Raw genomic sequence first — 584 nt, forward strand, 5'->3', positions numbered from 1 at the left:
GGCCGGCGTGAAGGGGCGAGGACACGGGTAATCGTTGGCTCGTTGAGCAAACGGTCGAGCAGATGTTCACCGGTCAGTCCGGTGGCTCCGGCAAGCAATACGTGCTGAGGCGTCAAGTACATAGTGTCTCTCCCTTGATACTGTTCAGCTTAGTTGCCTTTTTTCGCCGCGTCGTTCAATGCGCTGCTTTGCAAAGCTTTGCGTGCTTGCTGTTTTCGTAGCAGTTGCCAGTGCGACAGTACGGTTTTCGGCGCCCAGATCTGCGGCTCCGAGGCTTCGAAGCCGTCGGCCAGCTCACGTTCGGCAACGGTGGCCTTGGCCAGTTTGAATGCCTGCTCAAGGTCGTCGGTCTGGTTCAGTGCCTGGGCAAACAGCGCATCGCCGAAATAAGTGAAGTTGGCTTCTTCCGAGCAACCGAACGACACCCGATCGGCGCGCGAGGCGGTCATGATCAGCGTGCGTTCGTCTTTCAGCGCCGGGATGAAACCGCCGGAATAGCACGAGGAAATCACGATGACCTTGTCGCGATGCTTCAGCGGCGCGAGCACGGCGGCGAGCTCATCGGCGGGCAGGTCGGCCAGTTC

1 protein-coding gene is annotated in these 584 nt (G+C 59.6%); it reads right to left on the minus strand.

Annotation, left to right across the window (positions count from 1 at the left end):
* Positions 1–149: 149 nt before the first annotated feature.
* The coding region (locus tag AC0T7J_RS25085) for a C13 family peptidase (RefSeq protein WP_473798426.1) at positions 150–584 on the minus strand (435 nt) is incomplete at its 5' end.

The organism is Pantoea sp. E956-1, from assembly GCF_982223955.1.